Source organism: Actinomadura bangladeshensis, from assembly GCF_004348335.1.
GTDB classification, from domain to species: Bacteria; Actinomycetota; Actinomycetes; order Streptosporangiales; family Streptosporangiaceae; genus Spirillospora; species Spirillospora bangladeshensis.
Genome location: NZ_SMJW01000473.1, coordinates 1 through 2,663 on the forward strand (window position 1 = coordinate 1; position 2,663 = coordinate 2,663).

Below are 2,663 nucleotides of genomic sequence, written 5' to 3' on the forward strand. Positions count from 1 at the left end.
TGGCAGGACGTCCTCAGACGCGGCGCAGGACCTGGATCGAGCGGGCGCCCACCGGGACGGTCTCGCGGGCCTTCACGATCGGCGACTCCTCCTCGGCGAGCAGCGGGTCGGCGGTGTCGAGCATCTTGATCCACATCTGCCCGTAGACGGCGGGCGGCAGCGTGAACGGCAGGTCCCCGTCGTGCGCGTTGAACAGCAGCAGGAACGAGTCGTCCCGGACCTGCCGGCCGCGCGGGTCGGGCTCGCTGATCGCGTCGCCGTTCAGGAACACGTTCAGCGACTTGTTGAAGCCCGCCGACCAGTCCTTGTCGGCCATCTCCTGCCCGCCCGGGGTGAACCAGACCAGGTCGGGCAGGACCTCGGACTCGGCCTCCGCGTCCGCCTTGCGCCGCGCGGCCTTGCGGGCGCGCTTGGACCGCTGGTCGCCGAGGAAGAACCGGCGCCGCCGGAAGACGGGGTGCTCGGTGCGCAGCCGGGACAGGCGCCGGACGAAGTCGAGCAGCGGTCCGCGCTCGTCGAAGAACGTGTCGTCGCGCAGGCCCGTCCAGTCGACCCAGGAGAGTTCGCCGTCCTGGCAGTAGGCGTTGTTGTTGCCGCCCTGGGTGCGGCCTATCTCGTCACCGTGCAGCAGCATCGGGACGCCCTGCGAGAGGAACAGCGCGGTGAGGAAGTTGCGCTTCTGGCGCTCGCGCAGGGCGATGATGTCGAGGTCGTCCGTCGTGCCCTCGACGCCGCAGTTCCACGACCGGTTGTCGTCGCTCCCGTCCCGGTTGTTCTCCCCGTTCGCCTCGTTGTGCTTGCCGTCGTAGGAGACGAGGTCGTTCAGCGTGAAACCGTCGTGGCAGGTCACGAAGTTGATCGAGGCGATCGGGCGGCGGCCGTCGTCGGCGTACAGGTCGGACGAGCCCGTCAGCCGGGACGCGAAGTCCGGCATCGACCCCGGCTGCCCGCGCCAGTAGTCGCGCATCGTGTCGCGGTACTGGCCGTTCCACTCCGTCCACAGCGGCGGGAAGTTGCCGACCTGGTAGCCGCCCTCCCCGACGTCCCACGGCTCGGCGATCAGCTTCACCTGCGAGACCACCGGGTCCTGCTGGACGAGGTCGAAGAACGCCGACAGCCGGTCCACCGCGTGCAGCTCGCGGGCCAGCGTCGCGGCGAGGTCGAAGCGGAACCCGTCCACGTGCATCTCGGTCACCCAGTACCGCAGCGAGTCCATGATCAGCTGCAGCACGTGCGGGCTGCGCATCAGCAGGCTGTTCCCGGTGCCCGTCGTGTCCATGTAGTAGCGCGGGTCGTCGTCGGCGAGCCGGTAGTACGAGGCGTTGTCGATGCCCCGGAACGACAGCGTCGGCCCGAGGTGGTTGCCCTCGGCGGTGTGGTTGTAGACGACGTCGAGGATCACCTCCATGCCCGCCTCGTGCAGGGCCTTCACCATCGCCTTGAACTCCAGGACCTGCTCGCCGCGCCGCCCCGACGAGGAGTACTCGTTGTGCGGGGCGAAGAAGCCGATCGTGTTGTAGCCCCAGTAGTTGCGCAGGCCGCGGCTCGTCAGCGCGTCGTCGTGGACGAACTGGTGGACGGGCATCAGCTCCACCGCCGTCACCCCGATCGAGCGCAGATGATCGGTGATCACCGGGTGGGCCAGGCCCGCGTAGGTGCCGCGCAGCGCCGGCGGGATCTCCGGATGCCGCGCCGTGAGCCCCTTCACGTGCGCCTCGTAGATCACCGTCTCGTGGTAGGGGATCCGGGGCGGGCGGTCGTCCCCCCAGTCGAAGTACGGGCTGACCACCACCGACCGCATCGTGTGGCCCGCCGAGTCGGCGTCGTTGCGCGACCACGGGTCGCCGAAGTCGTAGCCGAAGCACGACTCGTCCCAGTCGACCTCGCCCTCGACGGCCTGCGCGTAGGGGTCGAGGAGCAGCTTCGCCGGGTTGCAGCGCAGCCCGCGCCGCGGGTCGTAGGGCCCGTGCACCCGGTAGCCGTACCGCCGTCCCGGCATCACGCCCGGCAGGTAGCCGTGCCAGACGAACGCGTCCACCTCGGGAAGCGTCAGCCTCGTCTCCTCGCCGGCGCCCGCCGGCCCGTCGAACAGGCACAACTCCACCCGCTCGGCCGCCTCGGAGAAGACGGCGAAGTTCGTCCCCGCGCCGTCGAACCGGGCCCCGAGGGGATAGGCGTCGCCCGGCCAGACCTGTGCCACTGTCGCGCCCTCCGTCCCCGCCGCGTCCAGAGCGCGCCGCGGGACCGGCTGCGGGATCGGCGGCCAGGGCCCGGCGGCGCACGCCGGAAGCCCTTCCCCGTGAGGGGTGGATCACACCGATCCGGACCCCACTGGCGAGAACGGACATCGTTGGGCTACCTTAGGCATGCCTAACCTCAATAAGGGCAACCTAAGGCCGAGAGGTCGGGCACGCCGAGCCAGCTCCAGCCGCACGGAAGGTCTCCCCACCGGCATGTACGTCTGCATCTGCAACGCCATCACGGAAGATGACGTGCACGGCTGCATGGCGAGCGGTTGCGCGACCGCCAAGGCCGTCAAGGCCGCATGCGGCTTCAAGCCCGGCTGCGGCATGTGCACCAAGCGCATCCACACCATGGTCAGCCAGTACCGGACGGCCGGCGACCTGGCCGACGCCCTGACCGGCGGCCCCCTGCCCCTGATG

General features: G+C 70.1%; 2 protein-coding genes. One reads left to right on the forward strand and one right to left on the reverse strand.

The genetic code is table 11. The features are described from left to right. Nucleotides 1-13 precede the first annotated feature (13 nt). Nucleotides 14-2,200 (reverse strand): glycogen debranching protein GlgX, encoded by a 2,187-nt coding sequence (gene glgX / locus E1284_RS40025; RefSeq protein WP_131945332.1) that lies wholly within the window; start codon nt 2,198-2,200, stop codon nt 14-16. A 253-nt stretch (nt 2,201-2,453) separates the two neighbouring features. Here glgX and E1284_RS40030 point away from each other — a divergent pair. After that, nucleotides 2,454-2,663 (forward strand): (2Fe-2S)-binding protein (locus E1284_RS40030; RefSeq protein WP_131945333.1); only part of this gene is annotated, 210 nt, incomplete at its 3' end.